This window comes from Amycolatopsis sp. WGS_07 (assembly GCF_045278895.1).
Lineage (GTDB): Bacteria > Actinomycetota > Actinomycetes > Mycobacteriales > Pseudonocardiaceae > Amycolatopsis.
The window spans coordinates 6,532,071-6,557,677 of record NZ_CP136053.1; the positions used below are offsets into that span (position 1 = coordinate 6,532,071).

The window sequence follows — 25,607 nt, forward strand, 5'->3', positions numbered from 1 at the left end:
GGGTTTGTGTACAGCAGCAATACCGACGCTGACCGCGGCGCTTTCGTGTGGATGGTGAAGAACGCGGTCGTCCCGAGGCCGATCGCGTGGGTGAGCACGGTGGACGGCGCGGGCGTGCGGAACCTCGCGCCGTTCAGCTACTTCGCCCCGCTGACGATGGACCCGCCGACGGTGCTCTTCTCGATCTCCGACGCGCCGAAGGACACGCTGGACAACATCACCGCGCGCGGCGAGTTCGCGATCACGATGGCACTGAGCGGTCAGGAGGAGCTAGTCGCGCGCACCGCGTCCACAGTGGACTCTTCGGTGGACGAGGCGGAACACGTCGGCCTGTCGTGGTCGCCCGGGGTGCGGATCGCGGTCCCGCATCCGGCCGGCGCCGGCCCGAGCCTGGAGTGCACGCTGGTGAAGATCGACGAGTTCAAGGGCGCGCACCTGGTGTTCGGCGAGGTGGTCGGCGTAGCGGTGGACGACCGCCTGCTCCGCCCGGACGGCCGCCTGGACCAGGACAGGTACCACCCGGTCGGCCGCATGGGCGGCGCGACGTTCACCCGCGTGGACAACTGGGTGCGGGTCCCGATCCCGGCGCCGGAGGAGTTCCTGGCCGGGGGTCAGCAGTCGGGTTCGGCCAGGTAGCCCTGCTGACATAGGTAGTCGTGCTGGATTTCGCCGGACGTTTTCGGACGGCCGGGCCCGCCGGGGTCGAGATAGCCCTGGTATTCCTTGCAGCGCGGGTTGAACTTGCCCGCGGTGACCGCCCGCTGGCCGCACCCCGGGCTGGTCGCCGGGTCGCTTCGCTTGGCGGTGGTTTTCGGCGCGGCCCGTGGCTTCGGCGGGCTCGTCGCGGTGGACGTCGCAGGCGGTGGCGGGGTCGCCGTCGTGGACGGAGCGGGTTCCGGGCTCGGCTGGCTCGTCGCCGATGGCACCGCGGCGGGGCGCGGGGCAGGCGGATCCACGGCGCACCCGGCCAGCGCCAAGGCCAGCGTGATGGCGGCGAGTGCGAGGCAGGTCCGGGTCATGTCCGGAAGACGCGCCCCGCCTCGCCCGCGTTACCGTCGACAACGCGCCCGGCAGATCCCGTATCCTCGGCCCTGCCCACACCTGACCAGGGAGGTTCCCGGTGGCCGACGCGACCCTCGCCAGCGTCCGAGCCCGGCTCGCGGACCTCGACGACCCCAAGATCCGGGCCGTCAACGAGAAGCACGGCGACGACCACAGCGTCAACCTCGGCAAGCTCCGCGCCCTCGCCAAGGACCTCAAAGCCCAGCCCGACCTCGCCCTCGAGCTGTGGCGCACCGGCGACACCAACGCCCGCCTGCTCGCCCTCCTCCTCGCGCGGCCCAAGCAGTTCGGCCGCGACGACCTCGACCGGATGCTGCGCGAGGCGGGCACTCCCAAGGTCCACGATTGGCTCCTCGTCAACCTCGTCAAGAAGTCCCGCCACGCCGAGGACCTCCGCGTGGCCTGGCTCGACGACCCGGACCCGGTGGTGGCGAGCGCGGGCTGGACGCTGACCGTCGGCCGCGTCGCGAAGAAGCCGGACGGGCTCGACCTTTCCGGGCTGCTCGACGTCATCGAAGCCGAGATGAAAGCCGCCCCGGACCGGTTGCAGTGGGCGATGAACCACTGTCTCGCGCAGATCGGCATCGAGAACCCGGGCCTCCGCGCCCGCGCGATCGGCATCGGCGAGCGGCTGGGCGTCCTCAAGGACTACCCGACTCCGCCGAACTGCACCTCGCCGTACGCGCCGGTCTGGATCGCCGAGATGGTCAAGCGGCAGGCTTGACGAACACCCCGACGAACACCATGCTCGCGGCCAGAAACGGCCCCGCGGCCAGCGCCGCCAGCCACCGGTCTCCCTCCGCCCGGTCCAGCTGACCCGCCCGCACCGCGCGTTCGGTGTTCCGGCTCAGGCCGAGAATTTTGTCCGCTGTCTCGAAATCGCGGAACACCGGCGTCGCCACCGAGACGTCGCGCACTTCCAGCCCGGCGGCCAGCGCCAGCCGCGGCAAGGAGCGGCCGACCGTCGCGTTCCGGACCATCGTCGAGCACACGAAACGGTTGAACGCGCGGTTCGTCGCACGCTCCCCGGGATCGACCACCAGGCTGTCCCAGTCCGGTTCGGCCACGCACGCCAGCCCGCCCGGCCGCAGCACCCGGTGCAGTTCGGCGAAAACCGCGGCGGGATCGGCGACGTGCTGCACCATCCGGTCCGCGCGAGCCCGGTCGACGCTCGCGTCCGCCAGCGGCAGCGCGTGCGCGTCGCCCAGCCGGACCGATGCCCGCGACACGGAAGCCGCCGCCTCGACCATGCGCGGTTCCGCGTCCACCCCGATGACCGAGCCCGAGGACGTCACCGCCTCCGCCATGGCGGGCAGATCGGTGCCCGGCCCGCACCCGACGTCCAGCACGGTCAGCCCGGGCCGGAGGTCGAGCGCGGCCAGCACCTGGCGCTTGTAGTCGCGTCCGGCCTCGGCGACGCGGGCGTAGTAATCGAGTTTGTCCGGTCTGGGGACTCCGAAAGTCTCGGCCATGTCTTCGAGTGAACCAGAAACGCCGGCGACGCGGATCAGGTGATCGGCTGGCGCCACGCGGGCTTTGTCCACTGTGGCCGGACTGGCACCAGCCCGCGGACCGGATCCTCGCTGTCGGACACGTCCGGGCCGTCGATTCCGGCTGGCTTTTCGCGAGAAAAATTCGCGGCGAATCAAGCCGGAATGGCAACACCCCTTCAGGGCGTCACGGTCTGCCCCGGGGAATTGGCCGGTGTCCAGGCGGCCGTGGCGGTTTTACCTGGTCGGGTTCCCCCTATGCGGTGATTCCTGGCCGTTCGCCTCCCCGCCGCGGGGGAGGGCGCGGTACGAATTCCCCTGTCCATTGTCGATGAACGCGGGTAGCAGCTCGACAATTCCGTCCATCCCCTCGGGAGCTTTCGTGATGGCCCGTCGTTCCGGATTCATGCGCTCCCGCGGGAAGCGCGCCGCCGCCGCTTTCGCGGTGGTTTTCGCCGTCGGCGTCGCCAGCGCCACGCCGGCGATGGGCGCGACCCTGCCGCCCAGCCTCAGCCCGGCGGCCCCGTCCGCCTCCGCACCGGCCAGTCCGGCGGCGGCCGCGCCGTCCAGCGCAGCCACCCCGGCCCCGGCCAGCCCCGCCCCGGCCAGCCCAGCACCCGCGAGCCCCGCCCCGTCCGCCGCGCCGCAGCCGAGAGCGGTGGAACCGAGAGGCCTGGGCACGCCGCGCAAAATCGGCCCCGACCCGGCCTTCTCGACGGTCGCCCACGGCGCGATCACGATGGCTTCGAACTCCGTCGTCAGCTGCAGCACCGTGCCGACGTCGTGCGGGGAGACGGCGAACAACTCGACCTACGGCTACTGGGTCAAGAGCGATCCGGCCGCGCCAGGCAACACGGCATCGAGCGCGAACCTCACCATCCCGCCCGGCGCGACGGTGCTGTCCGCCCGGCTGTACTGGCAGTCCAACCCCATCTCCTCGAACGCCGACTCCGGCGACCCGTCCCGCGCGAACCAGGTCGCGTTCAAGGCCCCGGGCTCCGGCTCCTACCAGCGCCTGACCGCCGACACCTACGACTGGTTCGACGCGCTCGGCGGCGGATACCCGCAGATCACCGCGCACGCGGGCGTCAAGGACGTCACCGATCTGGTCAAACAGGCCGGCGGCGGCTCCTACACCGTCGCCGACCTCCAGGCGTGCCGCGGCAACTCGGCCAACAGCGCCAGCAACCTCGGCTGCTGGGGCGGCTGGTCGCTGGTCGTGGCCTACGCGCTGGACACCGAACCGCTGCGCTATCTGCAGGTCTGGGACGGTTTCGACTGGGTCCGCGGCGGCGGCAGCCCGACCGCCACGACCATCGACCTGAACGGCATCCGCACCCCGGCCGACCACCCGCCGACGGCGACCCTCGGCGTCGTCCTCGGCGACGGCGACGCCAACATCTCCGGCGACTACCTCGAATTCGGCCAGGACGCCGCGTCGCTGCGGCGGCTGACCCTGCCCGCGCCCGGCGGCTCCAGCACGACCAACGCGTTCAGCAGCCGGATCGACCGCGTCACCGCGAGCGGCACCGGCAGCAATGTCACCGACCGCACCCCGAATCCGGCGAACAACTTCGGCTACGACGCGCGCACGGTCGACGTCACCGGCAAGCTGCCCGCCGGCGCGGACCGGGCCCAGCTGAAGGTCGGCACCACCGGGGACGCGCTCTACCCGCAGGTCGTCTGGCTGATGGCCGAGGCCAACGAGCCGAACCTGCAGATCGTCAAGACCAACGACCCCGAGGGCAACCTCCAGGAGCGCCCGCCCGGCTGGGTCGGGCGCGGCGGCGAGATCTCCTACGGGCTCGACGTGGCCAACCGCAACCCCGACGGCAGCATCACGAACCTCGACACCGCGACCGGCGTGGTCGTCACCGACACCCTGCCCGCCGGAGTGTCCTATGTGGCCGGTTCGAACCCGCGCTGCTCGGCGGCGGGCCAAGTAGTCACCTGCACCTTGCCCGACCTGGCCCCGGGACAGAGCACGCACGTCGGCTTCCGCGTCACCGTCTCGCCGACGGTCGCCGCGGGCACCCGGCTCGACAACACCGCGTCAGTGGTCTTCCGGGGCAAACAGACCGGCCGCGAACAGACGCGGGAGAGCAACACCGTCCGCAACGTCGTCGCGGTGCCGGAGTACACGCTGAGCAAGGTCGTGGACAAGGTGAACGCGCTGCCCGGCGACCAGCTGACCTACACCGTCACCCTGGAGAACACCGGCAACATCCCGGTTCCGCCGGTCACGGTCACCGACACGCTCCCGCCCGGCACGACGTTCGTCAGCGCGGACACCACCAGCGGGACCGTCTCCGGCACCGGCCCGCTGCAATGGCATCCCGCCGCGATCCCAGTCGGCGGCCGCGTCACGTTAACCGTTCACACCCGCATCGACGACGCGACCATCGGCACCACACTGATCAACCGCGCCAAGGTGACCGAAGGCCCGCCGCCTACCGTCCCGCCGGACCGGCAGTGCAAGGACGACGCCACGGCCTCCTGCGCGGAGACCGTCGTGCCCGGCACGAAAATCGAGATCGCCAAGACCGCCTCGCCAGCCAGCGCGAACCCCGGCGACACCGTGAAGTACACCGTGGTCGTGCGCAACACCGGCCAGGTCGCGGCGCGTGGCGCGACGTTCACGGACGACCTGTCGAAAGTCCTGGACGACGCCGTCTACAACAACGACGCCTCGCCTGCCGCGCAAATCTCTTACACCGCACCCCGGTTGACGTGGACTGGCGATCTGGCCGTCGGCGCTTCGGCGACGATCACCTACAGCGTGACTGTGAAAAATCCCAACACCGGTGACCACAGGCTGATCAACGTCATCACGTCCACGACGCCGGGCAGCAACTGCGCCGCCGGATCCACCGATCCTCGTTGCGGCACAACGACTCCGGTCTCGGGAATCCGGATCAGCAAGACCGCCGCTCCGGCCAGCGCGAAGCCCGGCGACACCGTGAAGTACACCGTGACCGTCGCGAACACCGGTCAAACCCCGTTGTCCGGCGCGACTTTCACCGACGACTTGTCGAAGGTCCTGGACGACGCTGCCTACAACGGCGACGCCTCAGCGTCGACCGGCTCGGTGAGCTACGCGGCACCGAAGCTGACTTGGACCGGCGATATCCCCGTCGGTGGCACGGCGACCGTGACGTATTCGGTGAAGGTCAACAACCCCGACACCGGTGACCACAAGCTGGTCAACGCGATTACTTCGACGACCCCCGGCAACAACTGCGTCGCGGGTTCGACCGATCCGGCGTGCTCGACCACGACCCCCGTGTCCGGCCTGCGGATCGAGAAGAAGGCCGACAAGCAGTCCGCAAACCCCGGCGACCAGGTGACGTACACCGTCGTCGTCACCAACACCGGCCAAACCCCGTTGCCGGGCGCGACTTTCACCGACGATCTGTCCAAAGTGCTCGACGACGCTTCCTACGACGGCGATGCGTCAGCGTCGGTGGGTTCGGTGGCTTACGCCGCGCCCCGGCTGACCTGGACGGGCGACCTGGCGGTCGGCGCGTCCGCGACGATCACTTACCGCGTCACGGTGAAGAACCCCGTGCCCGGCGACCACAAACTGGTCAACACGATCACCTCGACGACCCCGGGCAACAACTGCGTCGCGGGCTCGGCCGACCCCGCGTGCTCGACCACCACTCCGGTGTCCGGGATCGAGTTCGCCAAGACCGTCGACAAGACCAGTGTGAATCCCGGCGACAAGGTCACTTACACGGTGAGAATCATTAACACCGGCCAAACCCCGTTGTCCGGCGCGACGTTCACCGATGACCTGTCCCAGGTGCTGGACGATGCGGTCTACAACAACGACGCCACCCCGGCCGCGCAAGTCTCTTACACCGCGCCCAAGCTGACGTGGGCCGGCGATCTCCCGGTCGGCGGCTCGGCGACGGTGACCTACAGCGTGACTGTGAAAAATCCCAACACCGGCGATCACAAGCTGATCAACGTCATCACGTCCACGACACCGGGCAGCAACTGCGTCGCAGGCTCCGGCGACCCGAAGTGCACGACGGCCACGCCGGTGTCCGGGATGCGGATCGCCAAGTCCGCCGACCGCGAACAGGTCGTGCCCGGCGACAAGGTGACCTACACGATCACCGTCACCAACACCGGCCAAACCCCCTTGCCCGGCGCGACCTTCACCGATGACTTGTCCCAGGTGCTGGACGACGCCGTCTACAACAACGACGCCACCCCGGCCGCGCAAATTTCTTACACCGCACCGAAACTGACGTGGACCGGCGACCTCCCGATCGGCGGATCGGCGACCGTGAAGTACAGCGTCACGGTCAAGAACCCGGATCCGGGGGACAAGAAGCTCGCCAACGTCGTCACGTCCTCGACCCCCGGCACCAACTGCCCGCCGGGCTCCACCGACCCGTCCTGCTCGACCACGACGCCGGGCAAGGAGCTGACGGTCGCCAAGACCGTGGACAAGCAAACCGCGAACCCGGGCGACAAGGTCACCTACACGGTGAAAATCACTAACACCGGCCAGGTCCCGCTGCCGGACGCGAATTTCACCGACGACCTGTCGCAGGTCCTGGACGACGCTTCGTACAACGGCGACGCCGCGGCCTCAACGGGCTCGACGGCCTACGCCGCCCCACGCCTGACCTGGACGGGAGACCTGCCAGTCGGTGCCTCGGCGACGGTCACCTACAGCGTCACGGTGCACAACCCGATCACCGGCGACCACCAGCTGCGCAACACGGTCAGCACCCCCGTGCCCGGCAACTGCGAGCCAGGGTCGACGGACCCGAAGTGCTCGACCGTGACGCCGCTGCCCGGCCTGACGATCGAAAAGAAGGCCGACAAGCAGTCGGCGAACCCCGGCGACAAGGTCACGTACACGGTGACCGTGACGAACACCGGCAAGACCCCGTTGCCTGGCGCGACATTCACCGACGACCTGTCCAAGGTCCTGGACGATGCCGCCTACAACGCCGATGCCAAGTCGTCAACGGGCTCGACCGCGTACGCCGCCCCGCGCCTGACCTGGACCGGCGACCTGCCGATCGGCGCTTCGGCGACGGTCACCTACAGCGTCACCGTGAACAACCCCGCCGGCGGCGACCACCGGCTGACGAACGTCGTCACGTCGGACACTCCAGGCGGGAACTGCCCGCCGGGCTCGAAGGATCCGCGCTGTGGCACCACGACGCCGGTGTCCGGCATCGCGATCAGCAAGGTGGCGGACAAGAAGGACGCGAAGCCAGGGGACAAGGTCACCTACACCGTGACCGTCGCGAACACCGGCCAAACCCCGTTGTCCGGCGCGACGTTCACCGACGACCTGTCCAAGGTCCTGGACGACGCCGCCTACAACGGAGACGGCGCGGCCTCCGCCGGGGTGGTGACCTATGCGTCGCCGAAGCTGACGTGGACCGGCGATTTGGCCGTCGGTGCTTCGGCGACGGTGACCTACAGCGTCACGATCGCGAACCCGGTGAAGGGCGATCACCGGTTGACGAACGTCGTCACGTCGGACACCCCGGGCGCGAACTGCCCGCCGGGATCCACCGATCCACGGTGCGGGACAACAACTCCGGTCGCGGGCTTGGAGATCGTCAAGACTGTGGACAAGAAGGACGCGAAGCCGGGCGACAAGGTCACCTATACGGTGACGGTGAAGAACACCGGTCAGACTGTCCAAACGGGAGCGACGTTCACGGACGACCTGTCGAAGGTGCTGGACGATGCGATCTATGGAAACGATGCTTCGGCGTCGATCGGCAGTACGACCTATGCCGCGCCGCGTTTGACGTGGACCGGCGATCTGCCAATCGGTGCCACGGCGACGGTCACCTACAGCGTGACGGTGAACAATCCGGCTGGCGGCGATCATCGTTTGACGAACGTGGTCACTTCGGACACTCCGGGTGGTAACTGCCCGCCGGGTTCGAAGGATCCTCGTTGCGGGACGACGACTCCGGTCGCGGGCTTGGAGATCGCCAAGACCGTGGACAAGAAGGACGCGAAGCCAGGGGACAAGGTCACTTATACGGTGACGGTGAAGAACACCGGCCAGACCGTCCAAACAGGAGCGACCTTCACGGACGACCTGTCGAAGGTCCTCGACGACGCCACGTACGATGGCGATGCGGCAGCCTCCCTCGGCTCGGTGACTTACACGGCACCGCGACTGACCTGGACCGGAGACCTGGCGATCGGCGCGTCCGCGACGGTGACCTACAGCGTCACGGTGGCAAACCCGGTGAAGGGCGACCATCGCTTGACGAACGTGGTCACTTCGGACACTCCGGGCGGTAACTGTCCGCCGGGTTCGAAGGATCCCCGTTGCGGGACTACGACTCCGGTCGCCGGTTTGGAGATCGCCAAGACCGTGGACAAAAAGGACGCGAAACCGGGCGACAAGGTCACTTACACGGTGACGGTGAAGAACACCGGCGAGACCGTCTACAAGGGAGCGACGTTCACCGATGACCTCTCGAAGATCCTCGACGATGCCGCCTACGACAACGACGCAACAGCATCCATCGGCGACGTCACCTATGCGGAACCGAAGCTGACATGGCTGGGCGACCTCCCGGTCGGTGCCACAGCGACAATCACCTACAGCATCACCGTGAACAACCCCGTCAAGGGCGACCACCAGTTGACGAACGTGGTCACTTCGGACACTCCCGGCGGTAACTGCCCGCCGGGCTCGAAGGATCCGCGGTGCGGGACCACGACTCCGATCGCGGGCCTGGACATCACCAAGGTCGCGGACAAGAAGGACGTCAAGCCAGGCGACAAGATCACCTACACGGTGACAGTCAAGAACACCGGCCAGACCGTCCAAACAGGAGCGACCTTCACGGACGATCTCTCGAAGGTCCTCGACGACGCCACTTACGACGGCGACGCAACAGCCACGACCGGCGCAGTCACCTACGCGGCCCCGAAACTGACGTGGACCGGAGACGTGCCGATCGGCGGGACCGCGACGGTGACGTACAGCGTGACGGTGAACAACCCGGTCAAGGGCGACCACACGCTGGCGAACGCCGTCACGTCGGACACCCCGGGCACGAACTGCCCGCCGGGCTCGAAGGATCCGCGGTGCGGGACCACGACCCCGGTCGCGGGCCTGATCCTCGCCAAGAAGGCGAACGTCACCGAGGCCAAGGCGGGCGACCAGGTCACCTACACCGTCACCGCGACGAACACCGGCCAGACCGAGCTGAAGGGCGCGACCTTCACCGACGACCTGACCGGCGTCCTGGGCAACGCCGCCTACAACAATGACGCGACAGCCTCGACCGGCGCAGTCACCTATGCGGCCCCGAAGCTGACCTGGACCGGTGATTTGGCGGTCGGCGCCGTCGCGACGGTCACGTACAGCGTGAAGGTCAAGACCCCGGTCGGCGACGGGCAGAGCCTGCGCAACGTCATTTCCTCGACAACGCCAGGCACCAACTGCCCAGACCCCTCCACCGACCCGAGGTGCAAGACGACCACCCCACTCACCAAGACCCCGCCGACTCCGCCCACGCCGCCAACGGTCCCGCCGACTCCGCCGGTCCAGCCGCCGAACCCGCCGCTGGCGTCCACCGGGGTGGTGCTGATCCCGGTCGGAATCGCAGCCCTCGCCCTCCTCGCCGGCGGCGGTGCGCTGCTGCTGATCTCGCGCCGCCGCAGGTCCCAGCGATGACCGCCTGATGCGGTGGCGGGCAGGGCGCAGCCGGTGAACCGTTCTCGCGCACGGGGAAAGCGGTCGCTGACCCGCTTCGCCCGCTGCGAGGCCATCGGTGCGAGGTTCCGCCGTCCGTGAAGGACTCCTTGAGGGAATCAGATTCCCCCAAGGAGTCCTTCACGTACATCTGCGAACCAAAGCCGGATGGTCGGCGTTGGTTCGGCCGATGGTCAGCATCGCCCGCCGGGGCCTCGTCACGACGAACCCACCGTCACGCCGCGCTGGTGAGAACCCCAATGTGGCATTGGGTGCGTCCCACGCACCGAACGCCACATTGGGTGCGCTCGACGCAACCAACGCCATATTGGGTGTGTCAGATGCACCCAATGCCACATTGGGGCGGTCGGCAGCGAGGCACGGACTTTGCCGTCGCCAGGGACCAGGTCCGGGACCCCAAAGGGCACCGGCCCCGGTGCTGCCAAGAGCCCCGGACTGGTGCTGCCAAAGGGCCCCGAACCCGGCAAGGATCAGCCCTGCTTCAGCAACCCCTGCATCTCGGCGATCTCCGCCTGCTGCGCGTCGATGATCCGCTGCGCGAGCGCCTTCGCCCCGGCATCGGCGCCCTGGGCCAGTTCGGTCTTCGCCATCTCGACCGCGCCCTGGTGGTGCTTGATCATCATGTCCAGCCACGCCCGGTCGAACTCCGGGCCCTTCGCGGCGTCCAGGCTCTTCATGTCGGCGTCGGACATCATGCCGGTCATGTTGTGGTCGCCGGACATCTCGTGGCCGCCGGGCATGGAGTGGCTGGCGGCCGCGACGCCCCAGGCGCTCAGCCAGCCCTGCATCTGCCGGATTTCCGGGTCCTGCGCCCGGTCGATCCGGCCGGCCAGGTCGACGACCTTCGGGTTGCTGCTGCGCGACGGCACCATTTTCGCCATCTCCAGCGCCTGCTGGTGGTGCGGGATCATCTGCTGCGCGAACGTCGCGTCAGCGGCATTGTGACCCGCCTGCGCACTCGGCGCGGGAGCGGGGAATCGGTGCTGCTGCACGCGCCGAGCAGGAGCGAAGCCGCAAGGACGGCACCGCTGAAAAAGATTTTGCGCACGAGAAAACCTTCTCTCAAAAGGAAAAATTGCGAAGAGGACCGGAACAGCGAAGGCCGGTCAGGTGCGCAACACGCAGAGAGAAGTCAGGACAGTCCGGCCGCGTCTGTCCGGCGGCCGGTCGACGGCGGGGGAGCCGCGCGTGCCGTCGGGCGCTGCGGCGACGGCGGTGTAGCGGCGGAAAGCCAGCAGCCCGAGGATGAGCGCGCCGGCGGCATACAGGACGGCCAGGCAGAGGTGCAGCATCGAGTGCTCGCCGGCGGGCATGCCGGAGTCCACGGCAGCGGCGGCGTCATGGCTCTCGACGACCGACATCTGGCTCGACATGACGTGCGCGGCACCGTGCGCGGGAGAGGGCACGTGGTGCATCACGGCGATGCCCAGGGCCAGGGCGAACAGCAGCAGAACCCGCTGCACGCTGCCGAGCCGGGACGCCGCCATGAGCCAACCGTACCGGGGTCCGCGCGGCATCCGGGCGAGCAGGTGGCACGAGGGTGATATTTCCGACGGACCGGTCACCGTCCGTGGCCGCGAGGATCCCGCGCGACCTGCCCGGTACTGGAAGTTGAACGTTCACTCAACCAGGTTCCAGCCTGTGGAGCGGAGGCCGCCCCCGCTCGCCCGGGACCGGGGTGTGCTACTAGGTTCGAGGGGGCAAGACTTGATGTCGGAAACAGAAGGAGGGCCCCATGGCCCGGTACGAGCTGCCCGAACTCGATTACGACTACGGTGCCCTCGCGCCGTCCATTTCGGGTGAGATCAACGAGCTGCACCACAGCAAGCACCACGCGACGTACGTGAAGGGCGCGAACGACACGCTGGAGAAGATCGCCGCCGCGCGCGAGGCGGGCGACTTCGGTTCGATCGTGGGCCTGGAGACGACGCTGGCGTTCAACCTGGCCGGGCACGCCAACCACGTGGTGTGGTGGAAGATCCTGTCGCCGGAGGGCGGGGACAAGCCGACCGGGGAGCTGGCGGCGGCGATCGACGAGGCGTTCGGGTCGTTCGACAAGTTCAAGGCCCAGTTCACCGCGGTGTCGACGACGATCCAGGGCAACGGGTGGGGCGCGCTGTCGTGGGACCCGATCGGCAAGACGCTGATCACCCAGCAGCTGCGCGACCACCACAACAACCTGATCCTGCCGACCACGCCGATCCTGCTGGTCGACGTGTGGGAGCACGCGTTCTACCTGGACTACAAGAACGTGAAGCCGGACTACGTCAACGCCCTGTGGAACATCTTCAACTGGGCCGAGATCAGCAAGCGCTTCGACAACGCCGTCGCCGGCGGCAACGGCCTCCTGCTCGGCTGAGCAGCGGCGCGCACTGCGGCACCCGAAACGGGGTCCGGCCCACGCGGCCGGGCCCCGTTTCGCATTCCGGCCCGCAATAGTCGCCCGGGTGGCGGAAATCGTTGCGACAAATGTCGGGAACTGCCGGGCCGCGGGCAGTCTGGCACCCGGCGGGAAGCGCGGTCCGCGCCGGGCGCACAGTACGGGGCAAGCGGCATCCGGGCGTGCACGGCCCGCCCGGCGAATGCGCTCGGCGGCTTCGGCGAGACGATTTGTCTCGAATCCGCGGTTCGCGCGCGAACGGCCTCCGGGCGACCACCTGATTCAGCGAGATTCGCTGGCATTCGGTGGGTTCTTTCCCCGAACGGAAAAAGCGCCTGGACAGCGGCGGATCGGCGCGGCACCCTGGAAGCGCAACCATGTCGGGGGGCAGGGGGAGCACATGGCGTTGCGCATTCATTTCACCGACGACGATTTCGGCCGGACGAGGCGGCGCACCGGCCCCGATCCGCTGTGGGAACTGGTGCTGAGCCTCACCGCGCTGCAGAGCCGCCGTCCCGCCGGAGGGCTGCGGGTCTGGTCCGCGCGGGCCCGCAAGCAGCTTCGCCGGGAGGGGCTGCTTCCGCCGTCCCGTCCGGTCGCCGCGCTGGACTTCCGCGCTCGGGCGGTGAAGGCGCTGCCGCCCGGCGGCGAAGCGCGGGCCCGGCACGCGAGCGTGCTGCGGCAGGCGGACCCGCGGCCGTTCGGCGGGCGCGAGATCGGCCCGGTCGCGGGAAGCGGCGTCGTGCACGTCCCGAAAACGAGCCTGCGCGCCGAACTCCAGACGTTCTTCGTGCACGGGGTCGTGCCTCCGTGGGCCGGGGACCTCGCGGACGGACCCCGCGCGATGCTCGCCTCGTCCGGCGCCGCGCGGCGCGCGCCGATCTGGCCTTCTGCCAACAATAATCGGGATCCCGGCGTGCCCCCGGTCCGCTGGGAGAACCCGGAGGAGCCGCCCGCCGACCGCAGTGTCTACTTCGGCGGTTTGCTCGTGATCCCGGCCTATTTCCGGGTTGTGGAGCCGGATCCGGACGTCCGGCCGGAGCTGCCGGGCCGTCCGGCGATCGACGCCGCGCCCGATCCGCTGCCCGACCTGCTCGGCGCGACCCGCGCCCGTGCGCTGCACGCGCTGGCGGTCCCGCGGTCCACCGCCGAGCTGGCCGGCGAGATCGGCGTGACCCCGGGGGCGGCGAGCAAGCACGCGGGAGTCCTCCGCCGCGCCGGATTGGTGGAAAGCCGTCAGGACGGAAGCACAGTCCGGCATGCGGTGACGCCCACCGGGCAGGCATTGCTGAGCGCGTCGAACGGGTAAGCCGGGAATGGTTGTGCGGGCTGGAAGAATTCCACGTACTGGCGGAAGACGGCGGGAATAAACGACCGGTCAGACGACGCGGTACCGCGCGCGTTTACGCTGGCCAGCCGGGAATGGGGCGCTCCCAGTCGGCCGCGGCGTCCAGGTTGCTTCGGGTGGCGTTACTCACGAATGAGTGAAAACAACGGGTGAAATCGGGCGAGTCCGCGCGGTCGCTTGCCCGCGGCGGGCATCTTCCCCCGCGACGAGGGGCACATTCGGCCCGCGAACCCTGCCGTTCTCCGGGTTTTCACGGCATTCTCGAGGCATGGCTCCTGGTGGTTTTCGCGCGTCCGCGGTGCGCGGTCGCGTGTTCCTGCTGCCGATGCTCGCCGCGGCCGTCGCGGTCTCGGCGGCGGCCGGGATCTGGCTGGGCCTGTGGATCCACCGGCAGGGCGCGGCGGCGATCGACCGCGCGCCCGGCCGGTCCGTGGTCGCCGCCGTCCATCCCGGCTCCGGCGCGCTGCGCGGCAGCGAGGGCACCGCGATGCCCGACACCCGGCGGGTCACCTGGACCGCCCCGGACGGCGGCACCGAGGAGGCGAACATCCCGCTGCGCTCCGACCCGGCGGCGCGCGGCCGGACCCGCGTGCGCGTCGACAGCAGGGGGCAGCTCCAGCCGTCGTCCCCGGACCGGATCGACGTGCTGTCGATGTCGGTCATCACGACGGTCGCCTGGGAACTGGTCACCGCGATCGCGGGATTCGCGCTGTACCGGCGTTTCGGGCGTGCGCGCGTCGCCTGACGCGCGCACGATCTCGTCGCGGATTTCCCGGCGGTCAGCCACAATCGGCCGGCCGGGTCACGACCTCGCGGCACTCTCGGCGCGGCGGATCTGTCCGGGACAGCGAAAGCCGTGCTGCCGCGGCGGGTTCATCGCCAGTGGCAGCGGTAGAACCACACGAGCGCGAGCGGGATCGCGGTCGTGAGCACCGCGCCCACCGCGATCGGCGGGGCGGAGCCCATCCCGAAGCCGACCACCAGCGTGACGAGCCCGGTGAGGAACACGCTGAGCACGCCGAGCGCGGCCGCGGCGAAGGTCACGACCGGCACCGGACGGAATTTCTCGAACCGGCGGGCAAGGCGCGGATTCTCCTGGGCGAGGCGGCGTTCGATCTCGTCCAGCTGGTGTTGTTCGTGGTCGCGCAGCGCCATCGTCCGCTCCGCCCGTCGACCTGGCCGGGATTTCGTCCGCTGATTCTGCCACGAAACACGGCCGGAATCCGGAGCCGAGTTCAATCCGAGGCCCCGTCCGGGTGAGTCCGCGAGATCGGCGGCTGAGGAGACGAAAGTCTTTCGTAATCGGCGAATCAGCGCTGTGCGGAGGGACCGGCCTCGGCGACGACGCATCCCGGGTGACGACCGCTGGTCCTGCTCCGCGGCGAGACCAGCGCGATCGCCGGGGCGACGTCGGCTGCGCAGATTCCGGCGAGGCGGCGCGTGGACCGTGCCGAGGGCCGCCTCCACGGTGCCGCTCGAAGCGGGTGGTGCGGTGCGCGGTCGCGGCGGCGGGTGGCGGGCAGGTGGCTGGGCCTGGCGGAGCGGGCCGCGTCGCCTGCCGGTCGTGGCGGCTGCTTGCGGTATGTGGGTCAGCCTAAGCGGGCTGGTCGCGGCAGCTGCTCAGCCGAGGCTGTGCGGTGTGGCAGTGGTGGCGCGTGTGGCAAGCCGGTGTCGGCCGAAGCGGCCTGCCTGGTGGGCCGGTGAGGCGGTTGCCTGCGGCTGGTCGCGGCAGTTGCTTGCGATGGCCGCTCGGCCGAGGCGTGCGGCGTTGCGGTGACAGCTGCCCGCGGCAAGCCACTGGCCGGTCAGCTGGGAGCGGCCCGCCAGACGCGCCAGTCGAGGCGGCTGCTGTGTGCCAGTCAGCAGAAGCGGGCCGCCCGCGCAGGTCGGTTCCCGCAGCGGCCCGCGATCAGCCGGTGACCGACCAGCCGCAGCGGGCCGCCCGTTGGGTCAGTCTCGGCGGCGGCCGCCCACGATGAGGCGGTAGCCGGTCAGGATGACGAGGGCTCCGAGGATCGCGAGGCCCCACGTGCGCAGGTCGAAGAACGTCCCGAGCTGGGTGTGGAACAGCGTTTTGCCGATCCAGCCGCCCACGAACGCGCCCCCGATCCCGAGCAGGATGGTGATGATGCAGCCGCCCGGGTCCTTGCCCGGCATGAGGGCCTTGGCGATCAATCCGGCGATCAGGCCCAGCACGATCCAGCTGACAACGCCCACGTCGGTCCTCTCCTCGGTACGGCGGCGGCCGGTGGGGCCGCCCCTGTCGCCACCAGGATGGCATGCTCCGTCCGGGTGGCGCGCGGCACCGTCGGCGCTACTCTGCGTAGCACCGGGCCGAGTCAGCGGCGGAGGGCGGTTTCCTCTTCCATGTGCGACAGCTTTGCCGGATTCCGCACCGCGTACAGTCCGGTGATCTTGCCCTCGTCGATGCGGAGCGTGATCACCGTGTCGACCTCGCCGTCGAGTTGCAGCACCAGGGCCGGGTGGCCGTTGACGTGCCTCGGGCGCAGCGACTGGGCGGGGATCTGGACGTGTCCGGCGGCCAGCAGCCGTGCGACCTTGTCCGCGCCGACGATCGGCCGCAGCACTGCCTGCTTGACGCCGCCGCCGTCGCCGAGGAAGACGACGTCCGGGGCCAGCATGTCGAGCAGTCCCTGCAGGTCGCCGGTCTCGATGGCCTTCTGGAACGCGTCGATCGCGCCGCGGGTTTCGGCGGGCGTGACGTCGCCGCGCGGACGGCGGGCGGACACGTGCGACCGCGCTCGGTGTCCGATCTGGCGCACCGCCGCCGGGGTTTTGCCGACTGCCTCGGCGATTTCGTCGTAGGGCATGTCGAAGACCTCGCGCAGGACGAAAACCGCGCGCTCGGTGGGCCGCAGCGTCTCGAGCACCAGGAGCATCGCCATCGAGACGTGGTCGGCCAGTTCGACGTCCTCGGCGACGTCCGGCGCGGTGAGCAGCGGCTCGGGCAGCCAGGTGCCGACGTAGGACTCCTTCCGCCTGCCCAGGGTGCGCAGCCGGGTCAGCGCCTGGCGGGTGGTGATCCGGACCAGGTACGCGCGGTGCTCGCGGATCTCGGCGAGGTCGACGCCTGCCCACTTCAGCCAGGTTTCCTGCAGCACGTCCTCGGCGTCGGCGGCCGAGCCGAGCATCTCGTACGCGACGGTGAACAGCAGGTTCCGGTGGGCGAGGAAGGTCTCGGTGGCGAGGTCCGGGCTCGCTTCGCCGGGCGCTGTCATGGGTGGCTCCTTCGGGTTCTCGGGTCGATCGCCCTTAGGACGCCGGCCGCCGCGAGTTTGTGACATCGCGGTTTTCGCGGCGGCTCCCGTGCGCGGTCCGGGCTCCCCCACGGGATGCGAGAGTACTGGGAGACGACCTCGACGGAGAGGAGTTCGCGACGATGGCGGAACGGGGACCGGACTGGCTGCGCCGGACGTGGGACGAGGCCGCGCCGCAGTACGACCGCGACATCGCCTGGTTCGAGCGGGCGCTGCTCGCCGACGGCCGCGAGTGGGTGTGCGCGCAGGCCGAGGGGGAGGTGCTGGAGGTCGCCGTCGGGACCGGCCGGAACCTGCCGTGGTATCCGCCGGACGTGCGGCTGACCGGCGTCGACCTCAGCCCGTCGATGCTGGACCTCGCCCGCCGCCGGGCCGCCGGGAGCGGACGCGAGGTGACGCTGACCGAGGCCGACGCGCAGTCGCTCCCGTTCCCGGACGCCGCGTTCGACACGGTCGTCTGCACGCTGGGCCTGTGCGGCGTCCCGGACGAACGCGCCGCGATCGCGGAGATGCACCGGGTGCTGCGGCCGGGCGGGCGGCTTCTGCTGCTGGACCACGTCGGCAGCCACCGCCGGTTCGTTCTCGCTGGTCAGCGGCTGCTGGAGAAGCTGACGGTGTCGCGGCTGGGGGACTATCTGACCCGCCGTCCGCTGCCGTTGCTCGCCGCGGCCGGGTTCGCGGTGGAGCGGTCGGAGCGGAGCAAGGCCGGGATCGTCGAGCGGGTGGCCGCGCGGAAGGCGGCCTAGTCCTGTACGGTCGTATTGTACGTTCGTATAGGAGGTTGGGGATGAACGGGAACTGGGGGCACGTCGCGGCGGGCGTGCTGATGGTGGTCGTGGGTGCGGTGCTGTACTTCGTGTTCCACGACGTCGAGACGCCGGTGGTCGGGTTGCGGCAGGTCGGTGTGGTGGTCGGGGTGATCGGGGTTCTCGAGCTGCTCGCGGTCGCCTGGCGAGCGCGAGCGGGGGCACGGGCGTCGCGGCGGTGAAGCGCGCCACCCATGTGCTCGACGCGGTGCTGGATGTACTGGCGGAGCAGGGAATCGGTGCGCTGAGTGTCCGGACGGTGGCCGCGGCGGCGGGTGTTTCCCCGGCACAGGTGCAGTACTACTACCGGACGAAGAACGACCTGGTGCGGGCCGGTTTCGAGTACGCTGGAGAGCAGTTTCTGGCGGAAATCGAAGCGGCGCAACCGAAATCGATCGCCGGGGTTGTCGAGCTGTGGCTGCCGCTGGACGAACCTCGGTCCCGGCGCGCCCGGGTGTGGCTCGCGTACGCGGCGGCGGCCGTAGTGGATCCGGTGCTGCAGAAGGAAAACGCGAAGCTCGATCGCGAGCTGCGGCAGTGGTATGTCGACGCCGGGCTCACCGAGGACGTGGCGGCGCAGCTGTTCGCGATGATCGACGGGGCGACGCTGCAGTGTCTTTCATTGCCGCTGGCGGAGCGCCGGGCGCTGGTTGACCGGACGGTCGGCGCCTTCCTCGCGAAGCTGGCAGTACCTGGCTCGATGTAACACGTGCTACATTCTGCGGTGTGGCAGAGGACAGATGGCTGGTGCTCGTGGTGCGGGTGCCGTCCGGGCCGTCGCGGCACCGGGTCGCGGTGTGGCGTGAGCTGAAGCGGGTCGGTGCGCTGTCGCTCGGGCAGGGTGCCTGGGCGGTGCCGGACGTGCCCGGGTTCGCCGGCGGGGTCGCCCGGGTCGGCGAACTGGCCGAACGCGGCGGCGGCGAGGTGATCGCGCTCGACGCCGCCGAGCGGGACGGTTCGCGGCTGGTCGAGCTGTTCACGGCCGAGCGCGAAGAGGAGTGGACGGAGTTTCTCGCCGACTGCGGGAAGTTCGACACCGAGATCGACAAGGAAATCCGCATCCGCAAGTTCACGATGGCGGAGCTGGAAGAGGAAGAGCAAAGCCTCGAACGGTTGCGGCGCTGGTATCGCGACCTGAAAGCCCGGGACGTGTTCGGGGCGCCGTCGGCCGCGGAGGCTGAGCTGCGGCTCAAGCACTGCACGGAACGGCTCGGCGAGTACACCGAGCGGGTTTTCCAGGCGCTGCACCAGATGTGAAGGCTTCACAGAGGCTGCGCCTTCTGGTTGATGGTTGTTGACACTGCGGGCGGCGATCGGGTGTGAGGGATTCACATGGGCTCGGCTGGCTTTGTCTCGGGTGTGTGAGGGATTCACAGGCGTTGTGCTGAGGGCTGTGAAGCGGTTTGTCGACTATGCCGGGCGGATTCTCCGGGCCTGGCATCGGATGTGAAGGTTTCACATGCGTTCTGCTGAACTGCGTCCGTTGTATGCGGCTGGTTTCGTCACGGCGTTCGGGGCGCACAGCATCGCCGCCAGCCTGGGTGCGTTCACGCACGGGGATTCGTTGCTGACCTTGGGGTTGCTGCTCGCGGTGTACGACGGGGCCGAGGTCGTGCTGAAGCCGGTGTTTGGTTCGCTGGCTGACCGGATCGGGCCGCGGCCGGTGTTGCTGGGCGGGTTGCTGGCGTTCGCGCTCGCGTCGGCGGCGTTTGTCGTCGCGGGGGATCCGGCTGCGGTCGGGCTGGCCCGGTTTGGCCAAGGGGCGGCTGCGGCGGCCTTTTCGCCCGCGGCGGGGGCGCTTGTCGCGCGGTTGTCGCCGAAGAAGAGGCAGGGGCGGGCATTTGGGGGTTACGGCGCTTGGAAGAGCGTCGGGTACACGCTCGGTCCGTTGCTCGGCGGGGTGCTGATCTCGCTGGGCGGGTTTTCGTTGCTGTTCGGGACACTTGCGGGGTTGGCGTTTGCCGTCGGGGTTTGGGCGGTCGTGGTGGTTCCGTCGCCGGAGCCGTTGCCTCGGGAGCGGCAGACCGTGCTCGATCTTGTTCGGCGGCTTGCTGAGCCTGGGTTTCTGCGGCCGACTGCGGTGTTGGCTGGGACGACGGCGGCGCTGGCGGTGGGGATTGGGTTTCTGCCGGTGGTGGGGGCGGAGAGCGGGTTGGGCACGGTTGCTACTGGTGCGGTGGTGTCGGTGCTGGCGTTGTGTTCGGCGTTGGTGCAGCCGTGGGCTGGTCGGGTTCGGGACGCTGGGCGGGTTTCGGACGGGTGGGGGATGGGTGGGGGGTTGTTGCTGACTGGTGCCGGGCTCGGGGTGGGTGCCTTGGTGCCGGGGGTTGTGGGGGTTGTGGTTGCGGCTGTGGTGGTTGGGGTTGGGGTGGGGGTGGCTACGCCGGTGGGGTTCGCGCATTTGGCTGGGGTGGTGCCGGAGGAGAGGCTGGGGCAGATGATGGGGGCGGCTGAGGTGGGGCGGGAGTTGGGGGATGCTGGGGGGCCGTTGCTCGTCGGGGTGCTTGCGTCGGCGGTGACGTTGGGGGTGGGGTTTGGCGGGGTGGCGGTGGTGTTGGTGGTTGTTGGGCTGGTGGTGGTGCGGGGTGTTGGCTCGTCGCCTGGCGGCGACATTGCGGGCCGGTGAGTGCGTGGGGCACCCCGAAGCCCGAGTGTGCTGACGGTCTGGGGGTGCTTGTCAAGGCGGGAAAGATGCCTTGACAAGCACCCCCAGACCGCAGGGCGGCTTCGTATCGGGGTGCGGGGGAGGGGCTGGGTGCCTCGATTGTTGGGTGCATTGGCGGCGGGTTTGGGCCGTGAAGGACTCCTTGAGGGAATTAGATTCCCTCAAGGAGTCCTTCACGGTCGGGTGTGGTCAGGTGGTGGCGATGGCTGGGTCGCTGGTTGAGGCTTGGCCGGTTTCTGCGTGGCCTGCGAAGCGGCGGACGTATTTGGCGTCGTGATCCGCTTTTACCGTGATGTCGTACCAGCCGTTGGCTACGCCCCACTTCGGGACTGTTCGCGAGCCGCCGGGGGCGATTGTGTAGCGGTAGGACTCTGTGGGGGCGTAGGCATCGGTTCCGGTGAAGGTGACCGTTCGGGTGCTGGGGTTGGTGAAGGTGATTGTCACGTATCCGGCGTCGTGGCGGGCGGTTACCTCTGGGCCTAGTCCGCCGATTGTTCCTGCTTGCTCTCGAAGCCAGCCGTTGGGGCCGAAGACCGAGTACTGGTACCAATCGCCTGCGCCGGTTGGCAGGCGCCAGCTGTCGGTGACCGATTTGTGTCCCTCTACTGTGTACGGCCACGGGCCGTCGGAGCGCATTCGGGACGTCACGTGAAAACCAGCACCGGCGGAGCCCAGGTTGGTGAACGTGAAGTACATTCGTCCGTCCCTTGCCTGGGTGTCGGCGGCCAGGTCGTAGGGCAGCGGGCTGGCTTTTCGGGTGCCTGGTTCCTGTTTCGGGAGCGAGCCGTTCGACGGGGGCACGGGGTGATACGTCGGCGGGGTGCTGTGATCGGCGGGCGGTTGGTAGTCGTCGGTGCCGGGCAGGGGCGGGACGCCGCTGTTGGCTCCGGTGAAGTCGAATGCTGAGGTGAGATCTCCGCATACTGCCCGGCGCCATGGTGAAATGTTCGGGTTGTGCACTCCGAAGCGCTTCTCCACGAACTGGATCAGCGAAGTGTGGTCGAAGGTCTGCGAGCAAACCCAGCCGCCGGTGCTCCAGGGCGAAATAGCCAGCAGGGGGACTCGGGGGCCCAGTCCGTACGGCATTCCGGTGGAGTAGGACGCTGCGGCACCGCCCTCGTACCATTCTCCGTTGACGCTCACCGTCGACTTGCCCCAGTTTGCGTCGCGCGGGGGATACGGCGGTACGACGTGGTCGAAGAAACCGTCGTTCTCGTCGTAGGTGATGAGCAGGACCGTTTTGCTCCACACATCCGGGTTCGACGTGAGGGCGTCCAGCACGCCGGAGACGTACCAGGCGCCGTAATTCGCGGGCCAGGCCGGATGTTCGCAATAGGCTTCGGGGGCGACGATCCAGGAAACCTGCGGCAGGCGGTTCGCTTTGACGTCGGCGGTGAGGTGGTCGAAGAAACCGTCGCCGGCGGTCGCTCGGGTGCCGGTGCGCGCTTTGTCGTAGAGCGGCGTGCCCTGAGTGGATTTCTGGTACTGGGTCAGGTAAAGCAGCGAGTTGTCGCCGTAATTTCCGATATACGGGTCCTTGGTCCAGCCCCAGCCGTGTTCCTTGTCGAGGCCGTCGCCGGTGTCCTGGTAGATTTTCCACGATACCCCGGCCTTTTCCAGGATTTCCGGGAAACTCGTCCAGCCGTAGCCGGATTCTTCATTGCCCAGTACCGGTCCGTTGCCTGAGCCGTCGTTTCCGGTCCAGCCGGTGTACATGTAGTACCGGTTCGGGTCGGTGGAGGAGAGCATCGAGCAGTGGTAGGCGTCGCAGACGGTGAACGCGTCGGCCAGCGCGTAGTGGAACGGGATGTCCTTGCGCGTCAGATACGCCATCGTGGTGCGGGTTTTCGCCGGGATCCACTGGTCCCACCGGCCGGTGCTCCACGCGGTGTGCGTGCCGTTCCAGTCGTGGTTGAGGTCCTCGATGAAGGTCAGGCCGAGATTGTCCTCGGCGGGCCGGAACGGCAGTGTCTCGGCGCCGCCGGCGTCGGCCTGGTGCCACACCGGTTTTCCGTTCGGCAGGGAGACCGGGCGCGGGTCGCCGAAGCCGCGGACGCCGTTGAGGGTCCCGAAATAGTGGTCGAACGACCGGTTTTCCTGCATCAGCACGACAACGTGCTCGACGTCCGCGAGGGTGCCGGTGCGCACCGCGGCGGGCACCGAGGCCGCCCGCGCGATGCTCGCGGGCAAGGCGGTGCCGGCGGCGGTGGCCGCGGCGAGGTGCATGAATCGGCGACGGCTGACCGATGACATCGATGTCTCCTGGAAAAGTCGGGGACAGTTCGCGGACGCGTTCGGGAATTTCCCACCCGGAAAAGCCGAAGGAATCATCGACGGACCCTCCGCGCGCTGTCAACCGCCAGCTGGGATGGCGCCCGTTCTTACCGGGTCACAGCCGGTTTGCTGCCTGTTTCACCGTTTTGATCACCGGCGCGGTTTCCACGTGGGTGATCGCCGGGAGAGCGGCGACGCTGGTGGTGAGGTAGCGGTACAGCTCGTGCTGGCTGGCGCACACCACCGTCGCGTACAGGTTGGTCGGGCCGGTCGTCGCCGCCGCGTACGCGACTTCCGGGTGCGCGGCCAGCGCGGTGCCGGTTTCCTCCAGTGCCGAAGGGGCGACGGAAAGCCACAGCAGGGTCCGGATTCCCTTGCCGTACAAGCGCCAGTCGAGATCGAGGTCGAAGTACAGGACGTCCCGTTCGCGCAGTTCCGCCATGCGGCGGCGGACGGTGGTGGGGGACCAGCCGGTGGCGGCGGCGAGGTGTTCGAACCCGGTGCGGCCGTCGGCGGCCAGTGCGGCGAGGAGTGCGCGGTCGCCGTCGTCGAGTGTCGCTGGGCCGGGGCGATGGGGGAGCGGTGGCGGGCGCAGCCGGGCGACCGCGGCGTCGTCCAGCGTGCCGAGTTTGGCGACCATGTTGTCCGAGCCGCCGTAGAAAGCGTGCAGCACCGAATGGGCGGTGACGCCCTCGACCCGTGGGGTGCGGGGGAGTTTGGCCAGCAGCAGCGCTTCGCTGTCGGCCTCGTTCTTGGTGCGGACTGTGCAGGCGATTTCGGTGCCGCCGGACGTCAGGCTCACCCAGGCGGTGTCCGGCCGCCGGGCGAGCGCTTCGGCGACCGCGCTGGCCGCGGTGGGGGCGCAGCGGACTCGCAGGAACCATTGCACCGCGCCGAAAGCGGTCTCGTTCACCCCGCCGAAGACCCGGACCGCGCCGGTCGACCGCAGCCGGGCGTAGCGGCGTGCGACGGTGCGATCCGACACGCCGAGCACCTCGGCGATCGCGCTGAACGGAGCCCTGGGGTCGACTTGCAGGGCGTGCACGAGCTGCCGGTCGAGGTCGTCGTAGTCGGAATCCACCTGCTTGAGGTTACATATGTCGGAATCCGCCGCAATCGTGTCGCTTTCTGGCAAGGGCGCGGCGGCCGGGTGGAGAGTCGGTCCCGAAGCGAGAGGAGACGACCATGACTGCCGAGGTGCTCGTCGTCGGAGCCGGTCCGACCGGGATGACAGTGGCGAACGAACTGCGGCTCGCCGGGGTGTCCGGGGTGCTGGCGGACCGGCTGCCGAGGGCGAGCGAACTGTCCAAGGCGGGCGGACTGCAGTCCCGCACGCAGGAGGCGCTCGACCAGCGCGGCCTGCTCGAACCGTTGCTGGCCACCGGGGACTATCCGGTCACCACCGCGCATTTCGCCGGGAATCTGCTGCCGCTGGTCCGCGAGCGGCACCGGTTCCCGTGGCGGTCGGTCCCGCAGGTGGCGGTCGAGAGTTTCCTGGAGAAACACCTTGCCGCGCAAGGCATCCACGTCCGCCGGAACCACGAGCTGGTCGCGCTGGAGCAGGATGCGGACGGCGTCACCGCGACGTTCGCGAACGGCACTGTGCTCCGGTCGCAGTACCTGGTCGCCGCGGACGGCGGGCGCAGCACGGTCCGGAAGCTGCTGGGCGCGGAGTTCCCGGGGCGTCCCGGAACCGCGACCACGGTGGCCGCCGACGTCCGGTTGAGCGCCGAGGTCCCGATGCACACGATCACCCCGGACGGCTATCGCGCGCAAGTGTTTCCGCTCGGCACCGACGCCGAAGGCAGGCCGCTGCACCGGCTCGCGCTCGGCGGGCCAGGGTGGTCGCTGGAGCGGGACGTCCCGGTCACCGAGGACGAGATCCGCACCGGGCTGAAGACGGTCTTCGGCGACCGCGTGGACCTGGTCGAACTCCGGTACGCGCGGCGGATCACGAACGCCGCCCGGCAGGCCGCGCAGTACCGGCACGGTCGCGTCTTCCTGGCCGGCGACGCGGCGCACGTGCACCTTCCGCTCGGCGCGCAGGGCATGAACACCGGCATCCAGGACGCGCTGAACCTCGGCTGGAAGCTCGCCGCGGCGGTCCGCGGCACCGCGCCCGAGGGGCTGCTCGACAGCTATCACGCGGAACGGCATCCGGTCGGCGCGGCGGTGCTGCGCAACGTCCAGGCGCAGGCGCTGCTCCTGGACGACGGGCCGGATTCGGCCGCGGCCCGTACGTTGTTCGCGGAGCTGGTGGAGCTGCCCGAGGTCCAGTACCAGCTGGACGACCTGCTGTCCGGCATGGGGTTTCGCTACGCGATGCCGGGGAGTCATCCGCTGGTCGGGCTTCCGGCGCACGATCTCGGTCCGGAACTGCGGTCCGGACGCGGCGTCCTCGCGGATCCGGAAGGACGGTTCGGGGAGATCGCGGCACGGTGGGCGGACCGGGTGCACCACGTTGAGACGGGTGCCGAGGCGAGGCTGGTCCGTCCGGACGGATACGTGGCGTGGGCCGGTGATCTGGCCGGTCTGGAACCCGCGATTCGCCAGTGGTTCGGCGCGCCGGTGAACTAGC

At 69.3% G+C, this 25,607-nt stretch carries 22 protein-coding genes; 12 read left to right on the forward strand and 10 right to left on the reverse strand.

Annotated features, from left to right (window positions below):
• Positions 1–6 precede the first annotated feature (6 nt).
• Positions 7–636, forward strand: a complete 630-nt coding sequence (locus tag RPX00_RS30855; protein WP_406630636.1) for a flavin reductase family protein — start codon at positions 7–9, stop codon at positions 634–636.
• Here RPX00_RS30855 and RPX00_RS30860 read toward each other — a convergent pair.
• Positions 612–1,019: a hypothetical protein gene (locus RPX00_RS30860; protein WP_406630637.1), complete on the reverse strand. Its 408-nt coding sequence runs from the start codon at positions 1,017–1,019 to the stop codon at positions 612–614. The two genes, RPX00_RS30855 and RPX00_RS30860, sit on opposite strands and share 25 nt — an antisense overlap.
• A gap of 101 nt (positions 1,020–1,120) precedes the next feature.
• On the opposite strand from RPX00_RS30860, the gene RPX00_RS30865 reads away from it, so the two are divergent.
• Complete coding sequence (locus RPX00_RS30865; protein WP_406630638.1) at positions 1,121–1,786, forward strand: DNA alkylation repair protein; 666 nt, start codon at positions 1,121–1,123, stop codon at positions 1,784–1,786.
• Here the strand turns inward: RPX00_RS30865 and RPX00_RS30870 are convergent.
• Together RPX00_RS30870 and RPX00_RS30875 are read right to left on the reverse strand one after the other, a co-directional pair.
• Positions 1,770–2,534 (reverse strand): methyltransferase domain-containing protein, encoded by a 765-nt coding sequence (locus RPX00_RS30870; RefSeq protein ID WP_406630639.1) that lies wholly within the window; start codon positions 2,532–2,534, stop codon positions 1,770–1,772. The two genes, RPX00_RS30865 and RPX00_RS30870, sit on opposite strands and share 17 nt — an antisense overlap.
• A 255-nt stretch (positions 2,535–2,789) precedes the next feature.
• Positions 2,790–3,323, reverse strand: coding sequence for a hypothetical protein (locus RPX00_RS30875; protein ID WP_406630640.1), 534 nt, complete (start codon positions 3,321–3,323; stop codon positions 2,790–2,792).
• Here RPX00_RS30875 and RPX00_RS30880 point away from each other — a divergent pair.
• Complete coding sequence (locus RPX00_RS30880) at positions 3,292–10,239, forward strand: hypothetical protein (RefSeq protein ID WP_406630641.1); 6,948 nt, start codon at positions 3,292–3,294, stop codon at positions 10,237–10,239. The two genes, RPX00_RS30875 and RPX00_RS30880, sit on opposite strands and share 32 nt — an antisense overlap.
• Before the next feature lie 509 nt (positions 10,240–10,748).
• Here RPX00_RS30880 and RPX00_RS30885 read toward each other — a convergent pair.
• Both RPX00_RS30885 and RPX00_RS30890 read right to left on the reverse strand, forming a co-directional pair.
• On the reverse strand, positions 10,749–11,270 hold the full coding sequence (locus RPX00_RS30885) for a DUF305 domain-containing protein (protein ID WP_406630642.1): 522 nt from the start codon (positions 11,268–11,270) through the stop codon (positions 10,749–10,751).
• A gap of 114 nt (positions 11,271–11,384) precedes the next feature.
• Positions 11,385–11,765, reverse strand: a complete 381-nt coding sequence (locus RPX00_RS30890) for a hypothetical protein (RefSeq protein WP_406630643.1) — start codon at positions 11,763–11,765, stop codon at positions 11,385–11,387.
• 248 nt (positions 11,766–12,013) lie between these two features.
• On the opposite strand from RPX00_RS30890, the gene RPX00_RS30895 reads away from it, so the two are divergent.
• The 3 genes from RPX00_RS30895 to RPX00_RS30905 all read left to right on the forward strand — a co-directional run bounded on the left by RPX00_RS30895 (position 12,014) and on the right by RPX00_RS30905 (position 14,751).
• Entirely contained in the window at positions 12,014–12,637 is a 624-nt protein-coding gene (locus RPX00_RS30895; RefSeq protein WP_406630644.1) for a superoxide dismutase, read from the forward strand.
• Positions 12,638–13,058: 421 nt separating this feature from the next.
• Positions 13,059–13,967 carry a winged helix-turn-helix domain-containing protein gene (locus RPX00_RS30900; protein WP_406630645.1) on the forward strand — a complete coding sequence of 303 codons (909 nt, stop codon included), beginning with the start codon at positions 13,059–13,061 and terminating at the stop codon, positions 13,965–13,967.
• A gap of 307 nt (positions 13,968–14,274) precedes the next feature.
• Positions 14,275–14,751 carry a hypothetical protein gene (locus tag RPX00_RS30905; protein WP_406630646.1) on the forward strand — a complete coding sequence of 159 codons (477 nt, stop codon included), beginning with the start codon at positions 14,275–14,277 and terminating at the stop codon, positions 14,749–14,751.
• A 128-nt stretch (positions 14,752–14,879) separates the two neighbouring features.
• Here the strand turns inward: RPX00_RS30905 and RPX00_RS30910 are convergent, their stop codons facing one another.
• From RPX00_RS30910 to RPX00_RS30920, 3 genes are all read right to left on the reverse strand, one after another.
• Positions 14,880–15,161, reverse strand: coding sequence for a DUF3040 domain-containing protein (locus RPX00_RS30910; protein ID WP_406630647.1), 282 nt, complete (start codon positions 15,159–15,161; stop codon positions 14,880–14,882).
• Positions 15,162–15,956: 795 nt separating this feature from the next.
• Complete coding sequence (locus RPX00_RS30915) at positions 15,957–16,223, reverse strand: GlsB/YeaQ/YmgE family stress response membrane protein (RefSeq protein ID WP_406630648.1); 267 nt, start codon at positions 16,221–16,223, stop codon at positions 15,957–15,959.
• A gap of 122 nt (positions 16,224–16,345) precedes the next feature.
• The gene (locus RPX00_RS30920) at positions 16,346–17,245 is read right to left on the reverse strand and encodes an RNA polymerase sigma-70 factor (RefSeq protein WP_406630649.1); all 900 of its coding nucleotides are present in this window, start codon (positions 17,243–17,245) and stop codon (positions 16,346–16,348) included.
• A gap of 161 nt (positions 17,246–17,406) precedes the next feature.
• On the opposite strand from RPX00_RS30920, the gene RPX00_RS30925 reads away from it, so the two are divergent.
• The 5 genes from RPX00_RS30925 to RPX00_RS30945 all read left to right on the forward strand — a co-directional run bounded on the left by RPX00_RS30925 (position 17,407) and on the right by RPX00_RS30945 (position 20,716).
• Positions 17,407–18,030 carry a class I SAM-dependent methyltransferase gene (locus RPX00_RS30925; RefSeq protein WP_406630650.1) on the forward strand — a complete coding sequence of 208 codons (624 nt, stop codon included), beginning with the start codon at positions 17,407–17,409 and terminating at the stop codon, positions 18,028–18,030.
• Positions 18,031–18,071: 41 nt separating this feature from the next.
• Entirely contained in the window at positions 18,072–18,272 is a 201-nt protein-coding gene (locus RPX00_RS30930; RefSeq protein ID WP_406630651.1) for a hypothetical protein, read from the forward strand.
• On the forward strand, positions 18,269–18,796 hold the full coding sequence (locus tag RPX00_RS30935) for a TetR/AcrR family transcriptional regulator (protein ID WP_406630652.1): 528 nt from the start codon (positions 18,269–18,271) through the stop codon (positions 18,794–18,796). Before RPX00_RS30930 ends, RPX00_RS30935 begins: the two co-directional genes overlap by 4 nt.
• Before the next feature lie 20 nt (positions 18,797–18,816).
• Positions 18,817–19,347, forward strand: a complete 531-nt coding sequence (locus RPX00_RS30940; protein ID WP_406630653.1) for a Chromate resistance protein ChrB — start codon at positions 18,817–18,819, stop codon at positions 19,345–19,347.
• 202 nt (positions 19,348–19,549) lie between these two features.
• Entirely contained in the window at positions 19,550–20,716 is a 1,167-nt protein-coding gene (locus RPX00_RS30945) for an MFS transporter (protein WP_406630654.1), read from the forward strand.
• 228 nt (positions 20,717–20,944) lie between these two features.
• Here the strand turns inward: RPX00_RS30945 and RPX00_RS30950 are convergent, their stop codons facing one another.
• Complete coding sequence (locus RPX00_RS30950; RefSeq protein WP_406630655.1) at positions 20,945–23,008, reverse strand: phosphocholine-specific phospholipase C; 2,064 nt, start codon at positions 23,006–23,008, stop codon at positions 20,945–20,947.
• 136 nt (positions 23,009–23,144) lie between these two features.
• The gene (locus RPX00_RS30955) at positions 23,145–24,110 is read right to left on the reverse strand and encodes an Lrp/AsnC family transcriptional regulator (RefSeq protein ID WP_406630656.1); all 966 of its coding nucleotides are present in this window, start codon (positions 24,108–24,110) and stop codon (positions 23,145–23,147) included.
• A 104-nt stretch (positions 24,111–24,214) separates the two neighbouring features.
• On the opposite strand from RPX00_RS30955, the gene RPX00_RS30960 reads away from it, so the two are divergent.
• Positions 24,215–25,606 (forward strand): FAD-dependent monooxygenase, encoded by a 1,392-nt coding sequence (locus RPX00_RS30960; protein WP_406630657.1) that lies wholly within the window; start codon positions 24,215–24,217, stop codon positions 25,604–25,606.
• Position 25,607: the final 1 nt, after the last annotated feature.

What these genes read in the sequence shown, in the direction of transcription:
- RPX00_RS30905 (WP_406630646.1), top strand. Translation starts at nt 14,275, where the DNA reads ATGGCTCCTGGTGGTTTTCGCGCGTCCGCGGTGCGCGGTCGCGTGTTC.
- RPX00_RS30960 (WP_406630657.1), top strand. Translation starts at nt 24,215, where the DNA reads ATGACTGCCGAGGTGCTCGTCGTCGGAGCCGGTCCGACCGGGATGACA.
- RPX00_RS30950 (WP_406630655.1), bottom strand. Translation starts at nt 23,008, where the DNA reads ATGTCATCGGTCAGCCGTCGCCGATTCATGCACCTCGCCGCGGCCACC.
- RPX00_RS30920 (WP_406630649.1), bottom strand. Translation starts at nt 17,245, where the DNA reads ATGACAGCGCCCGGCGAAGCGAGCCCGGACCTCGCCACCGAGACCTTC.
- RPX00_RS30910 (WP_406630647.1), bottom strand. Translation starts at nt 15,161, where the DNA reads ATGGCGCTGCGCGACCACGAACAACACCAGCTGGACGAGATCGAACGC.
- RPX00_RS30870 (WP_406630639.1), bottom strand. Translation starts at nt 2,534, where the DNA reads ATGGCCGAGACTTTCGGAGTCCCCAGACCGGACAAACTCGATTACTAC.
- RPX00_RS30945 (WP_406630654.1), top strand. Translation starts at nt 19,550, where the DNA reads ATGCGTTCTGCTGAACTGCGTCCGTTGTATGCGGCTGGTTTCGTCACG.
- RPX00_RS30880 (WP_406630641.1), top strand. Translation starts at nt 3,292, where the DNA reads ATGGCTTCGAACTCCGTCGTCAGCTGCAGCACCGTGCCGACGTCGTGC.
- RPX00_RS30900 (WP_406630645.1), top strand. Translation starts at nt 13,059, where the DNA reads ATGGCGTTGCGCATTCATTTCACCGACGACGATTTCGGCCGGACGAGG.
- RPX00_RS30895 (WP_406630644.1), top strand. Translation starts at nt 12,014, where the DNA reads ATGGCCCGGTACGAGCTGCCCGAACTCGATTACGACTACGGTGCCCTC.
- RPX00_RS30860 (WP_406630637.1), bottom strand. Translation starts at nt 1,019, where the DNA reads ATGACCCGGACCTGCCTCGCACTCGCCGCCATCACGCTGGCCTTGGCG.
- RPX00_RS30930 (WP_406630651.1), top strand. Translation starts at nt 18,072, where the DNA reads ATGAACGGGAACTGGGGGCACGTCGCGGCGGGCGTGCTGATGGTGGTC.
- RPX00_RS30890 (WP_406630643.1), bottom strand. Translation starts at nt 11,765, where the DNA reads ATGGCGGCGTCCCGGCTCGGCAGCGTGCAGCGGGTTCTGCTGCTGTTC.
- RPX00_RS30925 (WP_406630650.1), top strand. Translation starts at nt 17,407, where the DNA reads ATGGCGGAACGGGGACCGGACTGGCTGCGCCGGACGTGGGACGAGGCC.